Origin of the sequence: Burkholderia sp. Ax-1720, assembly GCF_011753035.1 — a bacterium.
Lineage (GTDB): Bacteria > Pseudomonadota > Gammaproteobacteria > Burkholderiales > Burkholderiaceae > Burkholderia > Burkholderia gladioli.
The window spans coordinates 1-1,437 of record NZ_VWWK01000416.1 but is presented as its reverse complement, the minus strand read 5'-3'; the positions used below and the strand labels follow the sequence as shown (position 1 = coordinate 1,437).

Annotated in this window: 1 protein-coding gene; it reads right to left on the bottom strand. The window is 66.5% G+C overall.

Translation table 11 applies throughout. The features are described from left to right. Window positions 1-1,436, bottom strand: a 1,436-nt coding sequence (hutU, locus tag F3J18_RS37335) for a urocanate hydratase (protein WP_166917179.1), incomplete at its 3' end; no start/stop codon positions are given. Window position 1,437 lies beyond the last annotated feature (1 nt).

The window sequence follows — 1,437 nt, the reverse complement described above, 5'->3', positions numbered from 1 at the left end:
TTGAGCAGCGGCCAGTCGCTGACCGCGTCCGAGCCGTCCTTCATCGCTTCCGTCTCGCGGTTCGGGCTCGCCACCGAGCCCGTGTCGAGGTGGTCGCGCCCGATCACGATCGGCGCCTTCAGCTCGCCCTTGCGGACCATCTCGTTGAAGGCCTGGCCCAGGCGATAGCGATCCTTCACGCCCACCCAGCAGATCCGCGCCGGCAGCCCCTGGAAGGCGATCCGCTCGCGCGCCATGTCGAGCCAGTTGTGCAGGTGCGGATCGTCGGGGATCAGCTCCTTCACCTTCGCATCGGTCTTGTAGATATCCTCGGGATCGCCCGACAGCGCCACCCAGCGGAACGGCCCCTTGCCCTCGCAGAACAGCGGGCGGATATAAGCCGGCACGAAGCCCGGGAAATCGAAGGCGTTCTGCACGCCCATCTCCAGCGCCATCTGGCGGATGTTGTTGCCGTAGTCGAGCGTGGCCGCGCCGCGTTCCTGCAGCGTCAGCATCGCCTGCACCTGCCTGGCCATCGACTGCTTGGCCGGCTTCACGATGCTCTGCGGATCGACCTTGCGCGCCTCGTGCCATTGTTCGACGCTCCAGCCTTGCGGCAGGTAGCCGTTCACCGGGTCGTGCGCGCTGGTCTGGTCGGTCACGCAGTCCGGCGTGATGCCGCGCGCGACGATCTCGGCGAACAGGTCGGCCGCGTTGCCGAGCAGCCCGATCGAGACCGGCTTGCCGTTCGCCTTGGCCTCTTCCAGCATCGCCAGCGCCTCGTCGAGCGTCTTGGCCTTCTTGTCGACGTAGCGCGTCTTCAGGCGGAAATCGATGCGCGACTCGTCGCATTCCACGGCGATCATCGAGAAGCCGGCCATGGTGGCGGCCAGCGGCTGCGCGCCGCCCATCCCGCCCAGGCCGCCCGTCAGGATCCAGCGGCCCGACGGATCACCGTTGAAATGCTGGTTGGCCACCGAGAAGAAGGTCTCGTAGGTGCCCTGTACGATGCCCTGGCTGCCGATGTAGATCCAGCTGCCGGCCGTCATCTGGCCGTACATCATGAGGCCCTTGCGGTCGAGCTCGTTGAAGTGATCCCAGTTGGCCCAGTGCGGCACCAGGTTCGAATTCGCCAGCAGCACGCGCGGCGCGTCGGCGTGGGTGCGGAACACGCCCACCGGCTTGCCCGACTGGATCAGCAGCGTTTCGTTGTCCTCCAGATCCTTCAGCGAGGCGAGGATCTGGTCGAAGCAGTCCCAGTTGCGCGCGGCGCGGCCGATGCCGCCATAGACCACCAGCGCATGCGGATGCTCGGCCACCTCGGGATCGAGATTGTTCTGGATCATCCGGTACGCCGCCTCGGCGAGCCAGGTCTTGCAGGTTTTCTCGCTGCCGCGCGGCGCGCGGATCACGCGCGTCGGATCGAGACGCGGATCGATGTGCTTGGGATGATTCATG